Genomic DNA, 13,541 nt, shown 5'->3' on the forward strand with positions numbered 1-13,541 from the left:
AAGCTCCTTGCCTAAATTTTTTACACTCTAAGAATAGCACAAAAAAAGGCGCTAAACGCGCCTTTTTCCAATATTTTTTTGTTTCTTGTGTCGTTTTTTATTTTTCTTTTTGCTCATCTCTTCGTTAGTGTGCACTTTCTGTGGCACACGACTTTTTTCTTTTGCTGGCTTTTGGGATTTTTTCTCATTTTCATTCATAACAGGACGTTCTGTGACGAATTTCCCTTCATAGAGAAAAATTTCTGTTAGTGGTAGTGCCAATTTTTTCGCCATCTTTTTTAAATACGATAATTCGTTTTCAGCCACTAATGTAATTACAGTTCCTTTTTTTCCCATTCGTCCAACCCGGCCAGCCCGATGCAAGTAGCTCGCATCATCCATCGGAATTTCGGCGTTGACTACCATTGGCAAGTCTGCCAAATCTAGTCCCCGAGCAGCCACATCTGTAGTTAACAAACCATTGATTTTGGCTTCTCTAAAAGCGTTTAAAGCAGTCTTACGCAACATTTTGTTTTGGTCTGAAGCAAGAGTGGCTACTGGTAAATGATGAAATTGTAATTTCTCGGCGACTGCTCCCAGTTCTGTTACTTCATTGAAAAAAATCAAACTGCGAAAATCTTTAACGTGAAGTAATTTTCGTAGTGTATCTGCTTTTTTACGTTTTGAAGTGATTAAATACAAATGGGCAACTTCCCCTTGGCTTTCATCTTCTTGGGTTACATCGATTAAAGTAAAATTATCCTGTGTAAATGATTTAATTTCTGGTAAAACAGCCAATGCAGTGGCAGAAAAGAAATTCAATTGACAAGATTTATCGAGATGTTGCAAAATTCCCTTGGCAATTTCTAGTGCTTGTCCCGTTAATAGCTGATCTGCTTCATCAAAAACGACAGTTTGTAATTGATGGCTTTTAATTTTTTTCGTTTTCATCAATTCTAATACGCGTCCGGCTGTGCCCACTAAAATTTCAGGTTTTTCTTTCAACTTTTCTAATTGTCGTTTGGTGTTAGCCCCACCAATTAACGGTTGTACTTTTAACGCCATGTTTTCAGTCCAAAAGCGCACTGTTTCAACGACTTGCATCGCTAATTCCTGTGATGCCGTCAAGATCAATAACTGATTACCACTGCTGGGATTTAGTTGCATTAAAATAGGCAGTAAATACGCAACTGTTTTGCCAGAACCGGTAGGCGCGACTCCCACTACATTTTTTCTTTCTTTTAAAGGTAAGAAGACCCGCTCTTGAATTAAGGATGCATCTTTATACTCGGCTTTTTGCCATTGTTGCAAAAGTGCTTCTGGTAAGTTTTCTGGTATCATGAATTTTTTCCCTCATCTTTTTGGTCAGCAGTAAAGGTAATACCTGCTTGCTGACGTAGATCATATATTAATTGATTTACATTTCGTGCTAGCTCCACCCATTCTTCATATAACACACCTTGAGTTTTATCGGTAGGATTATTCAGCACATTGGCAAACGCCAGTGCTTCTTCTTCCATTGGATTTTCTTTTAAAGTAATAGGTAAGAGTAATCTTTTTTTGGCATTACGATCGTAAAACTCTACTTTTTCAAAAGAATTAACCCCATTTAAGGTTAAGGTGCCATTATCAAAATAAATTTCGGAGGGTAAGAAAGAATCCCCAATTTTTCCTTGTTGAATCGTAACATCAAATAGATCATAACGTAAAATAATAGTCCCAATCCCATCGACATCAGTGGCGATTTTGCGCGCAAAATAATGGCCTTCATTGGGAACACCAAACCAGCCTAAAGCCGCATATAATGGATAAACACCCAAATCCATAATCGAGCCACCGGAAAAATTAGGTGAAAAAATATTAGGCTCTTGTCCAGCCAAAACAGCATCATATCGAGAAGAATACTTCATAAAGGTAAAATTTGCCCCAATGATATGGTCTTTTAACGGTAAAAAGTCACTAATGGTATCAAATGCTTTTTCATGAATATTTCGTGCTGCTTCAAAAAAATATACATTATGCAGATTCGCTAATTCAATTATTTCATCCATTTCTGCTGGGTTAGAAAATGCTGGTTTTTCAACAATCACATTTTTTCCAGCAGTGATCGCCGCTTTAGCTTGTTCAAAATGCAACGCATTGGGAGAAGCGATATAAACCGTGTGTAGATGGGCCAAATTGAAAAAAGTTTTCAAATCCGTCGCATACTCTATATCTTCATGGTAGCGGCTGCCAAATTCTTGAGCTTTTTCCAATGAGCGGGAATAAACAGCCACCAAATCGTATTTTTTAGTTGCTAGGGCTGCTTCTACAAATTGATGGGTAATCCAGTTTGTACCAATAATACCTAAATTAATCATATTTACCACTCCTTCACTTTCTTATGTTCATAAAAAAACAGCAAAAATTATTGCTATGAATCATTTCAATTTTCCTGTGAATTGGGATCAACAAAAGGATAAGTTAAATCAAAGGGCACCTGTTTTTTGACAGTTACCTCCCCAGGCTCCACTTTACAATTATACGCTAAAACTTCCACGCCGTCTGCCATTGCCAGTGCGAAACTTTCTGCTAACCGAGGTTGCATCTGGGTGTGAATTGTCGCAAGCCTAATCTTTTCAAATTGAACAATGAACAACACATAAGTAAAATAGCCATTCTCATGTGCTACTTGAAGTTCGTTCACATGTTTTAAACCTCTCAAAGTTGGCGCATCTGGAAAAGCTCCCACCTCTTTATTTTCCAAAGTCATCCCCTTTACTTCTATAAAAGCTTTAGCACCCGCATCACTGGTGGCAAATAAATCGAATTTAGAATTACCATAAGTCACTTCTCTTTTTAAGGAGATAAGTTTGCCGGGAAAATGAGGCAAAGAAATTTTTTCGCTTAAAATCCCTTCATAAGCCAAACTGTTAGGTAATTGGCTATCAATATTAATCCACATCAATCCTTTTTTTACCGCAACTAAATCGTAGTCAGTTTTGCGAGTGGGGCTTGGCTGATAATTTAAAGCTACTAAAGCTCCAGCTATCAACACTTCTTTGCCCCGTCCGGTATTTTTGACGTGAACAGTTACTACTTCATTACTTTTGATTAATCGGCAATGACAAATAAAACGATTGTCTCTGATAATGAAATGTGCCATGTTGATATTTTCGTACTTCATCTTCTCACCTACTAGCTAAATCCTAACAAAAAAAAGAAAACCCGACAATCTCCAACTTTAGACTGAGGGATTAAAAAACATCCTATGCTATACTTACAACCATCTTAGAAAAAGGAGAGGCATCTGATGAAAAAGCATTTTCCCTTACTGCTAGGACTATCTCTTGTAACTGGTATTGTCGGTACCATTTTTTTACATAAAAATAAACGAGAGCCTTCTGTCTTTATTGGAAGTTGGTTTTATCAGACGCCTTTAGAAAAAGTTCATTTTACCATTGATGAAAAATGGCACCTCACTCGAAATTCTCGACCAGTCAAGACTGTACTAGTGGAATTGACTCCTGAGCGCCTAGTCCTTTTAGATGCCATGGGATATAAGTTGACTTTTCTATTAAAAGAGGGTCAATTGTACTTTTATGATGAAACAGAAATTGACGGTAGTTGTCATAGACTAACACTGGAAACAGCAAAAAAAGATAAATAGAAGCTTTCCAGTGGCTTGATTAGATAATTATTGTTATACTAATTGTGAGGATTTGTAACCGTAGCCAAGTAACTTATAGAAAGAGGGTTTTGCTGATGCTTGCAACGATGATTACATTATTTACCATGTTTAGTTTGGTCGTATTATTGGGCATTTCAGCCTATGCAGTTTTTCGTTATATTAATGACGAAAATCAATTGGAAAAAGTTCCTGTTCGTGTAAAAAGTCACCATCGTAATTAACGCTATCAAATAAGGCTGTTCGCCGCATAAGATTAGTTGAGGGATACTTCGCAACTAATTCTTATGCGGATTTTTTAGCTTTTTTGTGAAACTTCTCGGAGAAGAATTGTTTTGTCCGCTACACTTTGTTAAAATTACAATTTGTAATGTCTAATTGTCTAATTAAAGGAGCTTATCATGAAAAAAATCCAACAGATTCTGATTACCCTTTTACTGTTTTGCTTTACTTTTGGTTTTACACCACATGCGAAAGCTACTGAGGAGACCGCGGATTTTTCCGTTGCTGCAAAAGGTGCCATTGCAGTCGATTTCAAAACAGGAAAAGTACTTTATAACCAAGATGGTGATACACCGATGGGGATTGCTTCTATCACGAAAATTATCAGTCTTTATTTGGTGGAAGATGCCGTGAAATCTGGGAAATTAAACTGGGAAGATAAAGTAGCTATTTCTGATTACGCCGCTGATTTAAGCGTAGCACCTGATCTATCGAATGTGCCATTGCACAAAGAAAATGAATATAGCGTCAAAGAACTATTTGATTCTGCCGTTATTCAATCCGCTAATGCTTCTGTGGTGGCTTTGGCAGAAAAACTTGCGGGTTCTGAAGCAAAATTTGTTGATCAAATGCGCAGCCAATTGGAAAAATGGGGAATTCACGATGCAAAGGTCTACAATGCTTCTGGTCTAAACAATAAATATTTAGGTGAAAATCGCTATCCTGGCTCTGCTCAAGATGCCGAAAATCTACTCTCTGCTCGCGACGTTGCGATTGTAGCCAGCCACTTAATTAAAGACTACCCCGATATTTTAAAAGTTTCTGCTACCACGACGCAAATGTTTGGTGCCAATACCCAATCCCCTGTAGAGATGGTGAATTGGAACTGGATGTTACCCGGATTTATTAATGCAAAAGATGGCGTTGATGGACTAAAAACGGGAACAACCGAATTAGCGGGAGCTTGTTTTGTCGGCACAATTGAAAAAGATGGTCAACGTTTGATTACAGTTGTATTGAACGCCACAGACCACAAAAACAATCCCAGCGCTCGGTTTGTTGAAACGGGTAAACTAATGGATTACTGCTATGCACATTGGCAACAAAAAGAAGTTTTAAAAGCTGGTAGTCAATTACCAGATAAAAAAGAAATTGCGGTCACCGACGGCAAACAACTAAAAACGGGTATTTCCTTAAAAGATAGCGTAACACTATGGGTACGGGATGATTTAAACGAAAATGATTTAGTAATTACGCCAAAATTTGCTAAAAAAGTAAAAGCTAACGCCATTACAGCCCCTGTTGAAAAAGGAGATGTGATTGGGACAGCAAATGTCAGCTTAAAAGGTGATGACCTTGGTTATTTGGAAAAAACACCTAATCACACTACAGATATTATCGTAGATAAAGCGGTAGAGAAAGCGAATGTTTTTGTCATTTTTGGCCGTAGAATCGAAAATTTCTTTCAATCTATTTTTTAATCGCCCAAAAAATGCGTAGTACAACTAGCTAAGTAAGCTAGCGTACTACGCATTTTTCTCTCATTGTGATTTATCTTTTAAACACCTGTAACTGGAAAATATAACTCTACTTCTCCAGGTGCAAATTCCGGTAAATAATGTTCTTGAATAGCGGCACTCAAAGTCATATTGTTTTGTGGTAAAATTTCCATTAACATTTTCTCTGTCATGGCAGCTAAGTTGTCCACGTTGGTTTTAATCACAAAATAATTGGATGGCGGCATTTGCCACTTTTGCCAACCGGCAGGTACTTCTGTGTGCGTGGGCACTGCAATGCCCGCTAAGTATCGCCCAATTTCTTGCCAGGGTTCAAGCCAAGCACTTTCATCACTCATTAAGCCCCATAAATGAATCTCACTGGGATGAAGGGTAACATTGGCTGCAATTTCTTCAAAATGTTCATTTACATTATCCCATAACAGCGGCACCCATGATGATCCTTCAGCAGCTAAACCACTACCTTCTTTACCAATCACAGTAAAAGCCGGTAAATTGACTTTTTTTATCTCCCCTAATTCCATCTTCTTCCTTCTTTCTAGTAACCTTTTTTCCTTATTGTACTAGAAAACAACTTTTTTAAAAAATCATATCTTTTTAGCAAGCAAAATAAAGCGCAATCCGCTATACTAAAAAGAGATTAAGGAGTTGAATATATGAATTTTTTACCCGAGGTTTTACTATTTATTTTTTTAATTGGCGGTATTTTCGCCATCATTTCGTGGCGGAAGAAAAGCCCAGATCCTGATACGATCTTTTTTTGCTTAGTCTGGACGTGTATCTGCTTAATTTTCTATTTTTCAGGAATTGAAATTTTACAGGGCAGTTATTTTTTTATTTTACCGCTTCTATATCTGGCTGTGTTTTTATGGCAGTACTTTAAAAATAAAACGCAATTACGCAATGGATTACTATTCAATATTTTAATTTTTGTTTTTGGAATTTATTTAGTCTATAACGCAAGTATTACTGCGAGTCTAGTTGCTTTTGCCATTTTAGGACTTGCATTTGTCTTTTTGGCCGCTGTTTTGATTTTTGGCTTTGTATCATTGCTTGTTTTTCTTTACTGGAATGCGTTGGTTGTATTAAAAAGAGAATCCCGTTCACTAGCAAATATGTTAACCTTATTATTAGCCATTTTTTTAACTTTCTTTTTGGTTTATGACTTTTTTATTGCCCAGCGTTTACCTGAATGGTTAACTAGTCTTTTAGCGGCATTACCGTTTATGATGTTTTATTTCGCACTCGTTTTCTTCAATTTTTTAAGTGTGTCAATTTTATATCAGTTTAATCATCCCAAGCCAAATCAAGATTACATTATTGTGTTAGGGGCTGGCCTTCTAAATGGCGATACGGTTTCTCCGCTTTTAGCCAAACGTATTGACGTTGCCATAAAATTTTATCAGCACCAATTAAAAGTCGCAGGCAAACACGCTAAAATTTTAATGTCTGGTGGACAAGGTGCTGATGAAAAAGTACCTGAAAGTGTTGCTATGGCAGCTTACGCTAAAGATAAAGGCGTGCCACAGGCGGATTTACTTGTGGAAGAACATTCTACTACTACTTTAGAAAATATGCAGTTTTCTAAAGAAATTATGGATGACAAACAACCTATTCCTTATCAAGTAATTTTTACTTCGAACAACTACCATATTTTTCGTGCTGGCATTTATGCGCATGAGGCGGGCTTAAAAGCAGATGGACTTGGAGCAAAAACTGCTCTTTATTATTTACCTAATGCCTTTTTACGGGAATATATTGCTATTGTAGCCTTGCATAAAAAAAGACACCTCATTGTTTGCGGGTTTATCCTAGCATTTTTTATCTTCATTTCGATGATGTCCATTTTTGTGGGCTAGATAATCTTTCCTACAAAAAAAGAACGTTCAAAATTGAACGTTCTTTTTTTTAAATGGAAGTTTTACGCCCAAATAAATGATTAAAGCGCACACGCATTGATTTTGTCATTGGTTCGGATGCTTCTTTAATTGCGCAATATTTATCTACCATAGTGACGATATAACTTTCTTTATACTTCGGTGGTGCAATTGTTGCTCCCCACATATGTTTTAAAATAATATCTCTTTCTAATGGTGATAATTCCGTAATTTTTTCTGCATTTTTAATAGCAATTCTTGGATGCATATAGGCATGCGAGCCTTCATCAAACTTGGTGGTGCGCCAGTCATAATAAAACAAGTCATGTAAGAGCCCTGCTCTCGCAGTAGCTTTCGCATTTGCGCCCCATTTTTTTGCTAATTTATAACTGTAATAAGAAACACTTATGGAATGTTCTAAACGTGTCGAATTAACGTGTTGTTTGTATTGGCTCAACTTTTGTACTTCAGGTGTTGCCAGCAAATCTGCGACATAAGACATATATTCAGAATCTTTGCGCCAGTTTTCAGTCATGTATTAAATAGCCACCTTTAGCTTATCTTTTTTCGTACAAGTGTAAGTATAGCACCTTTTTTAAACATTTAAAGAAAGCGGACTCAAGCTTAACAGTTCTTTAAAATATTTCATTTATTACAATTTGAAATGGTAAAGTAAAATCCCCGCAGCAACGCCCACATTCAACGATTCTGCTTGACCAAAAATTGGGATATAAAGATTTTGAGTGGTTATTTTTAGTAGTTCTTTTGTCACGCCTTGTCCTTCATTGCCCACTAAAATCGCCGCATCGCCTTTTGGTACCGTCTGAAATGATTTGGCCTCTTTATTTAGTTCCGTACCATAAACTGGCACACCTAATTTTTTTAATTCGGTAATAGCTAATGTCAACTCCATTGTAATGACTGGTAAATGAAAGTTGCTTCCCTGCATACTTCGCAAAACTTTCGTACTATAAATATCCGCACTGCCTTCGCCCAAAATAACACCTGTATAGCCCGCAGCATCCGCTGTACGAATAATTGTTCCTACATTTCCTGGGTCTTGCACCCGATCCAATAAAATCCAAGCCCCTTTTTTTAAGGCTGTTGTGGTTTCTTTTTTTTCGACCACAGCTATAATTCCTTGTGGGGTTGGCTGATCAGAAAGTTCTTTTAAAATACTATCTGTTACCAAGTAACTATTCTCTGGATAGGCCGCTAAAAAAGATTCACCTTCTTTTTGGCCTCTTTCATTGACTAAAATTGTTTGAATCTCAGTACCGCTTTTACGCGCTTCTTCTACTAGATGGAATCCTTCAAGCAAATATTGTTGCTGTTGGTCACGATACTTTTTTTGATGCAATTTTTTTAACGACTTAATAAGTGGATTTTTATTTGATTGAATTTCTTTCATGGTTTCACCTCGTCTTATTATAGCATTTTCAGCAGAATGCTTGTGAGATGTTGGCAAAAAAGCTATCATTAAATTAAGATAAAAAAGAGGTGATTGGGATGCGGAAAGTAAGAATGAATGTCCAAGGACGAGTACAAGGTGTCGGATTTCGTTATACGACCAAAATGTTAGCAGATCAATTGGGAATTCACGGAGCAGTTTGGAATGAAAACGATGGCTCAGTAGGGATTGAAGCATGTGGCCCTGAAGAAGCGCTAGATAAATTTATTGCCGGTGTAAAATCTTCCCCATCACCAGCTGGGCATGTGACTTACCTGGATTTAACTGATGATCCAATGATTAAAGAACGGGATAGTTTTGAGGTAACTTTTGGTTATTAGCGGCTTAGCCGCTTTTTTTATAGTCTGACTATTGCTCTTTTATATGACTTAAACGTTTATCCTCATTTCTTAGGATCACACGGTTTACTGCAACGCGGCTAAATCTTGAATATTTTGTGAAGCACGTTTACAGTTCCTTATTTTTCTAGTATGATTACTTTTGTGTAAATTTACAAAGTAAAGGACGAAGCAAATGACAAAATTAAAAAACTGGCTCTTGGCATCTGGCCTGATTGGGATTATGATCACTCTTTCTGGCTGTGTCTCGATGGATAAAAATGGCAATCCTGATAAGAGTGGGATTGTTTATCGTATTTTAGTAGAACCATTGGGTGGCTTTTTACAATATTTAGCCAAAGATTTTAATTGGGGTTATGGTCTAGCGATTATTATGGTAACGATTATTGTTCGCATTATCTTATTGCCCCTAGGCATTCATCAATCCAAGCAAACAATGGTCCAATCAGAAAAAATGCAATTTTTAAAACCACAAATTGACCAAGCCCAAGCAAAAGTAAAAGCTGCCACTTCACCGGAAGAACAAATGCAAGCACAACAAGAAATGCAAGCTGTTTACAAAGAAAATAACGTTAGCATGTTCGGCGGTATGGGTTGTTTACCATTACTCATTCAAATGCCAATTTTTTCTGCATTGTATTATACCGCACGCTTTACGCCGGGTATTCAAAATGCGTCATTTATGGGGATTAATTTAGGGGAACCTAGCATTGTGCTCGTTGTAATTGCTGGTCTCTTTTATCTGGTTCAAGGTTTCATTTCACAAATTGGCGTACCAGAAGAGCAAAAGAAAACGATGCGGTCAATGTTAATTGTTTCGCCATTAATGATTGTCTTTATGTCCATGAGCGCACCTGCTGGGGTCACATTATATTGGGTAGTCGGCGGTCTAATTAGCTGTCTGCAAACTTTTATTACAAATGTTATTATGAAACCTCGAATCAAAGCACAAGTTCAAGCAGAAATGAAAAAGAATCCACCAAAAACCGTGGTCACTCCTCCACGAAAAGATGTGACACCAAAAGAAATGAAAACAAACGTAGCAGATTATACCAAGAAAAATAAAAATCGTAATGCTGGGAAACAAGGGCGTAACGCAGGAAAACAAAAACACAAATAATTTTTATTCTATACAGTGCGCTTGTGGCGCACTGTTTTTTTATAGTTGAAAAATTATATGATTTTCACAAGAAATAAGAACAATACAACAAAGTTATTGAAAATTATTTTCACGAATATCCTAAACTTGAATTTCAAGAAATTTAAAGAACAATTTATGAAAGTCCCTCTTAATGTTTGAGAGCTGAAGGCGTTCCTTCCGCTTCTTTTATTTGATTTTTTACCCATATAAAAAGTGACCGCCAAAAGATAGTTTTATTCTATCTTCTGGCGGTCACAGTTATTATGAGTATGTTTTTTTCATAATTATTTTTTCGTAATTAATGCATCTAGACTCGCCACAGCCAATGCCATTTTGGCAATTTTGTTTAATTGACTTAAACGGTTGCGACGCACTTTCTCATCGTCTACCATGACCATTGTTTGATCAAAATAGTTTTCAATTAATGGACGCAAAGCCGTTAGAGCATCGTAATTTTCTGCCATTGTTTGCCGAGCAAAACGATTTTCTAAATCGGTCACAGCATCAAATAACGTTTTTTCAGCTTCGTTGTCAAAAAGTTCTGGTTTAACATTTGCATCTTCTACCTCTGCTTTTTTAGCAAGATTAATCACTCGCGTTAATGCTTCCATGGTTGGTTTAAAGTCAGGATCATTTAAGTGCTGACGCAAAATTTTAGCAGAAGAAAAGATTGCAGTTAAATTGGTCTGTTCGGCATTAATAACCGCATCAATCACATCATGTCGTAAGTTTTTAGTCAATAAAAATTGTTTCAACCGTGCCTTCACAAAATTAACAACTTCTGTTTGACCACTATTTAATTTAAGGCCATAACGTTGTTCATCTTGACTAATGGCTTCATTAATTTTTTCTTGTAATTCTACTAATGGAAAGGCCCAATGTTTATTTTCAATAATTCGTACAATCCCATAAGTTTGCCGACGCAATGCATAAGGATCATTTGAACCACTTGGTATCATGCCAACAGCAAAGAAAGAAAGTAAACTGTCTAATTTATCTGCAATTGCTAAAACAGCGCCAATTTCTGAGGTTGGCAGGTTCCCTTCACTAGAAATCGGCAGGTAATGTTCACGAATTGCTTGGGCTACGCTTGGTTTTTCGCCTTGTAATAAAGCATATTTCTCCCCCATTACACCTTGTAATTCCGGAAATTCTCCGACCATATTGGTTACTAAATCAAATTTATAAATTTCAGCTGCACGAGCTAAATCCTCTAATTGTTCATTGGATAAACCAACTGTTTCGCCAACAATTTTTGCAATTTCAGCGACCCGTTGCATTTTTTCATAAATACTTCCGATTTTTTCGTGGAAAGTAACTTGTTTTAGTTTTTCAACACAAACATCAATCGTTAATTTTTGATCTTCTTTATAGAAAAATTCAGCATCTTCTAAGCGCGCAGTTAAAACTTTTTCATTTCCTTTCACTACATTGTCTAGTTTTACTGCATTCCCATTACGAGCAGAAATGAAATGTGGCAATAATAAGCCTGCACTATTACGAACGTCAAAATAACGTTGGTGTTCTTTCATTGAAGTAACCAAGACCTCTTCTGGCACAGATAAAAAACGATCTTCAAAATTGCCCACAAAAGCGGTAGGATATTCCACTAAATTATTTACTTCTTCTAGTAAGTCTTCATCTAATGTTACTTGCCAATCATTTTTTGTAGCAATTTCATTAATTTGATTAACAATCATAGCTTTTCGTTTTAAAGGATCTGCAACAACAAATTGTTCATTTAATTTTTCTTCGTATTCTTGCGCATTTTCCAGTAAGGCGTCATCACCTAAGAAACGATGCCCTCTGGTAGTATTTCCCGTTTCAACATCTAAAATTGAAAATGGGACAATTTCTTCTCCTAATAAAGCCACGATCCAGTGAATTGGACGAATATATTCAAAATCATATTTATTCCAATGCATCGTAACAGGAAAAGTCAGACTAGTAATAACGTTTTTTAAGCCTGTCAAAACCTCAATTGCAGGTTTGCCTTTCGCGTATTTAGTCACATAGACATATTCTACACCTTTTAATTCTCTAAACGTAATCGCATCAGTCGTCAGTCCTTGCCCGCGGACAAAACCTTCTGCTGCTTTGGACCAATTGCCCTCACTATCTAAAGCAATTTTTTTAGCTGGACCTTTTACTTCTTCTTCCGTATCAGCTTGCTTTTCAGCTACTTCACTAACAAGAACAGCTAAGCGCCGCGGCGTACTAAAGGACTTAATGGAAGAAAAAGTCAATTTTTCTGTCGCTAAAAATTCACTTACTTTTTGCTCTAATTGCTGCATGCTATTTGTTACAACGTGAGCTGGCATCTCTTCTAAACCAATCTCTAATAATAAATCTTTTGCCATCTTAGTTTTCCTCCTGTAATAGTTTTGCTGCTTCTTTGGGATCTAATAATGGATATCCCAATTTTGCTCGTTCCGCCACAAATATCTTCGCAACTGCTCTAGCCATATTCCGAATGCGAGCTAAATATCCCGCCCGTTCAGTAACTGAAACTGCTCCTCTAGCATCTAATAGGTTAAAAGTATGACTGCATTTTAAAATATAGTCATAGGCCGGGTGAACTAAATCTTGATCAATACACCGTTTTGCTTCTTGTTCAAAGCGATCAAAGTTACCTAATAATAATGCTTGATCACTTACTTCAAAAGAATATTTAGAATGTTCATATTCTGGTTGACGGAAGATTTCGCCATATTTGACACCATCTGCCCATTCTAAATCATAAACACTTTCAACTTCTTGAATATAAGAAGCTAAGCGTTCCAAACCATAAGTAATTTCTGAAGTCACAGGTTTACAAGGCAAGCCGCCAACTTGTTGGAAATAAGTAAATTGTGTAATTTCCATTCCATCTAACCAGACTTCCCATCCAAGACCAGCACAGCCCATCGAAGGATTTTCCCAATTATCTTCAACAAAACGAATGTCATGTTCTAAAGGATCAATTCCCAACAATTTCAAACTTTCCAAGTATAGTTCTTGAATGTTTTCAGGTGATGGTTTCATTACTACTTGAAATTGATGATGTTGGTATAAACGATTTGGGTTTTCTCCATAACGTCCATCAGCAGGACGGCGAGAAGGCTCGACATAAGCTGCATTCCATGGTTCTGGTCCAATAGCCCGTAAAAACGTATAGGGACTCATCGTACCTGCTCCTTTTTCCGTATCGTAGGCTTGCATTAACATACATCCGTTACCCGACCAAAATTGTTGCAGTGTCAAAATAATATTTTGCACAGTCATCTTCTTACTCATTTTATTTCCTCCTAAATTTTTAAAATAGCATTATAAAATTAGTTTGCTTTCTA

At 36.8% G+C, this 13,541-nt stretch carries 14 protein-coding genes; 6 read left to right on the forward strand and 8 right to left on the reverse strand.

Annotation, left to right across the window (positions count from 1 at the left end):
• Positions 1-51: 51 nt before the first annotated feature.
• The 3 genes from RK01_RS06105 to sfsA form a co-directional block, all read right to left on the reverse strand.
• Positions 52-1,320, reverse strand: a complete 1,269-nt coding sequence (locus tag RK01_RS06105) for a DEAD/DEAH box helicase (RefSeq protein ID WP_016172415.1) — start codon at positions 1,318-1,320, stop codon at positions 52-54.
• Positions 1,317-2,339, reverse strand: coding sequence for a Gfo/Idh/MocA family protein (locus RK01_RS06110; protein WP_016172416.1), 1,023 nt, complete (start codon positions 2,337-2,339; stop codon positions 1,317-1,319). Before RK01_RS06110 ends, RK01_RS06105 begins: the two co-directional genes overlap by 4 nt.
• 65 nt (positions 2,340-2,404) lie before the next feature.
• The gene (gene sfsA, locus RK01_RS06115; RefSeq protein WP_016172417.1) at positions 2,405-3,145 is read right to left on the reverse strand and encodes a DNA/RNA nuclease SfsA; all 741 of its coding nucleotides are present in this window, start codon (positions 3,143-3,145) and stop codon (positions 2,405-2,407) included.
• A 126-nt stretch (positions 3,146-3,271) separates the two neighbouring features.
• Here sfsA and RK01_RS06120 point away from each other — a divergent pair, with 126 nt between their 5' ends.
• From RK01_RS06120 to RK01_RS06125, 3 genes are all read left to right on the forward strand, one after another.
• A complete protein-coding gene (locus RK01_RS06120; protein WP_016172418.1) occupies positions 3,272-3,628 on the forward strand; it encodes a DUF4828 domain-containing protein in 357 nt (118 codons plus the stop codon).
• Positions 3,629-3,723: 95 nt separating this feature from the next.
• The gene (locus RK01_RS13720; RefSeq protein ID WP_016172419.1) at positions 3,724-3,870 is read left to right on the forward strand and encodes a hypothetical protein; all 147 of its coding nucleotides are present in this window, start codon (positions 3,724-3,726) and stop codon (positions 3,868-3,870) included.
• A gap of 177 nt (positions 3,871-4,047) precedes the next feature.
• Positions 4,048-5,349 (forward strand): serine hydrolase, encoded by a 1,302-nt coding sequence (locus tag RK01_RS06125; RefSeq protein WP_016172420.1) that lies wholly within the window; start codon positions 4,048-4,050, stop codon positions 5,347-5,349.
• Positions 5,350-5,426: 77 nt separating this feature from the next.
• Here the strand turns inward: RK01_RS06125 and RK01_RS06130 are convergent, their stop codons facing one another.
• Positions 5,427-5,909 carry a GyrI-like domain-containing protein gene (locus tag RK01_RS06130; RefSeq protein WP_016172421.1) on the reverse strand — a complete coding sequence of 161 codons (483 nt, stop codon included), beginning with the start codon at positions 5,907-5,909 and terminating at the stop codon, positions 5,427-5,429.
• Between the two features lie 132 nt (positions 5,910-6,041).
• Between RK01_RS06130 and RK01_RS06135 the strand changes: the two genes are divergently transcribed.
• Entirely contained in the window at positions 6,042-7,244 is a 1,203-nt protein-coding gene (locus RK01_RS06135; protein ID WP_016172422.1) for a YdcF family protein, read from the forward strand.
• A gap of 49 nt (positions 7,245-7,293) precedes the next feature.
• Here RK01_RS06135 and RK01_RS06140 read toward each other — a convergent pair whose 3' ends face one another.
• Positions 7,294-7,797 (reverse strand): HD domain-containing protein, encoded by a 504-nt coding sequence (locus tag RK01_RS06140; protein ID WP_016172423.1) that lies wholly within the window; start codon positions 7,795-7,797, stop codon positions 7,294-7,296.
• A gap of 117 nt (positions 7,798-7,914) precedes the next feature.
• Complete coding sequence (locus RK01_RS06145; RefSeq protein ID WP_016172424.1) at positions 7,915-8,673, reverse strand: TrmH family RNA methyltransferase; 759 nt, start codon at positions 8,671-8,673, stop codon at positions 7,915-7,917.
• 98 nt (positions 8,674-8,771) lie between these two features.
• On the opposite strand from RK01_RS06145, the gene RK01_RS06150 reads away from it, so the two are divergent.
• Positions 8,772-9,053, forward strand: a complete 282-nt coding sequence (locus tag RK01_RS06150; RefSeq protein ID WP_016172425.1) for an acylphosphatase — start codon at positions 8,772-8,774, stop codon at positions 9,051-9,053.
• Between the two features lie 193 nt (positions 9,054-9,246).
• The gene (gene yidC / locus RK01_RS06155) at positions 9,247-10,191 is read left to right on the forward strand and encodes a membrane protein insertase YidC (protein ID WP_016172426.1); all 945 of its coding nucleotides are present in this window, start codon (positions 9,247-9,249) and stop codon (positions 10,189-10,191) included.
• A gap of 305 nt (positions 10,192-10,496) precedes the next feature.
• Here the strand turns inward: yidC and glyS are convergent, their stop codons facing one another.
• Both glyS and glyQ read right to left on the reverse strand, forming a co-directional pair.
• Positions 10,497-12,572 carry a glycine--tRNA ligase subunit beta gene (gene glyS / locus RK01_RS06160; protein WP_016172427.1) on the reverse strand — a complete coding sequence of 692 codons (2,076 nt, stop codon included), beginning with the start codon at positions 12,570-12,572 and terminating at the stop codon, positions 10,497-10,499.
• A 1-nt stretch (position 12,573) separates the two neighbouring features.
• Positions 12,574-13,488 carry a glycine--tRNA ligase subunit alpha gene (gene glyQ / locus RK01_RS06165; RefSeq protein WP_016172428.1) on the reverse strand — a complete coding sequence of 305 codons (915 nt, stop codon included), beginning with the start codon at positions 13,486-13,488 and terminating at the stop codon, positions 12,574-12,576.
• Positions 13,489-13,541 lie beyond the last annotated feature (53 nt).

Source organism: Enterococcus dispar ATCC 51266 (assembly GCF_000406945.1).
Classification (GTDB): Bacteria; Bacillota; Bacilli; order Lactobacillales; family Enterococcaceae; genus Enterococcus_C; species Enterococcus_C dispar.

Excerpts from the sequence above, each read along its gene's own strand:
- RK01_RS06105 (WP_016172415.1), bottom strand. The coding sequence starts at position 1,320 with ATGATACCAGAAAACTTACCAGAAGCACTTTTGCAACAATGGCAAAAA.
- RK01_RS06110 (WP_016172416.1), bottom strand. The coding sequence starts at position 2,339 with ATGATTAATTTAGGTATTATTGGTACAAACTGGATTACCCATCAATTT.
- sfsA (WP_016172417.1), bottom strand. The coding sequence starts at position 3,145 with ATGAAGTACGAAAATATCAACATGGCACATTTCATTATCAGAGACAAT.
- RK01_RS06120 (WP_016172418.1), top strand. The coding sequence starts at position 3,272 with ATGAAAAAGCATTTTCCCTTACTGCTAGGACTATCTCTTGTAACTGGT.
- RK01_RS13720 (WP_016172419.1), top strand. The coding sequence starts at position 3,724 with ATGCTTGCAACGATGATTACATTATTTACCATGTTTAGTTTGGTCGTA.
- RK01_RS06125 (WP_016172420.1), top strand. The coding sequence starts at position 4,048 with ATGAAAAAAATCCAACAGATTCTGATTACCCTTTTACTGTTTTGCTTT.
- RK01_RS06130 (WP_016172421.1), bottom strand. The coding sequence starts at position 5,909 with ATGGAATTAGGGGAGATAAAAAAAGTCAATTTACCGGCTTTTACTGTG.
- RK01_RS06135 (WP_016172422.1), top strand. The coding sequence starts at position 6,042 with ATGAATTTTTTACCCGAGGTTTTACTATTTATTTTTTTAATTGGCGGT.
- RK01_RS06140 (WP_016172423.1), bottom strand. The coding sequence starts at position 7,797 with ATGACTGAAAACTGGCGCAAAGATTCTGAATATATGTCTTATGTCGCA.
- RK01_RS06145 (WP_016172424.1), bottom strand. The coding sequence starts at position 8,673 with ATGAAAGAAATTCAATCAAATAAAAATCCACTTATTAAGTCGTTAAAA.
- RK01_RS06150 (WP_016172425.1), top strand. The coding sequence starts at position 8,772 with ATGCGGAAAGTAAGAATGAATGTCCAAGGACGAGTACAAGGTGTCGGA.
- yidC (WP_016172426.1), top strand. The coding sequence starts at position 9,247 with ATGACAAAATTAAAAAACTGGCTCTTGGCATCTGGCCTGATTGGGATT.
- glyS (WP_016172427.1), bottom strand. The coding sequence starts at position 12,572 with ATGGCAAAAGATTTATTATTAGAGATTGGTTTAGAAGAGATGCCAGCT.
- glyQ (WP_016172428.1), bottom strand. The coding sequence starts at position 13,488 with ATGAGTAAGAAGATGACTGTGCAAAATATTATTTTGACACTGCAACAA.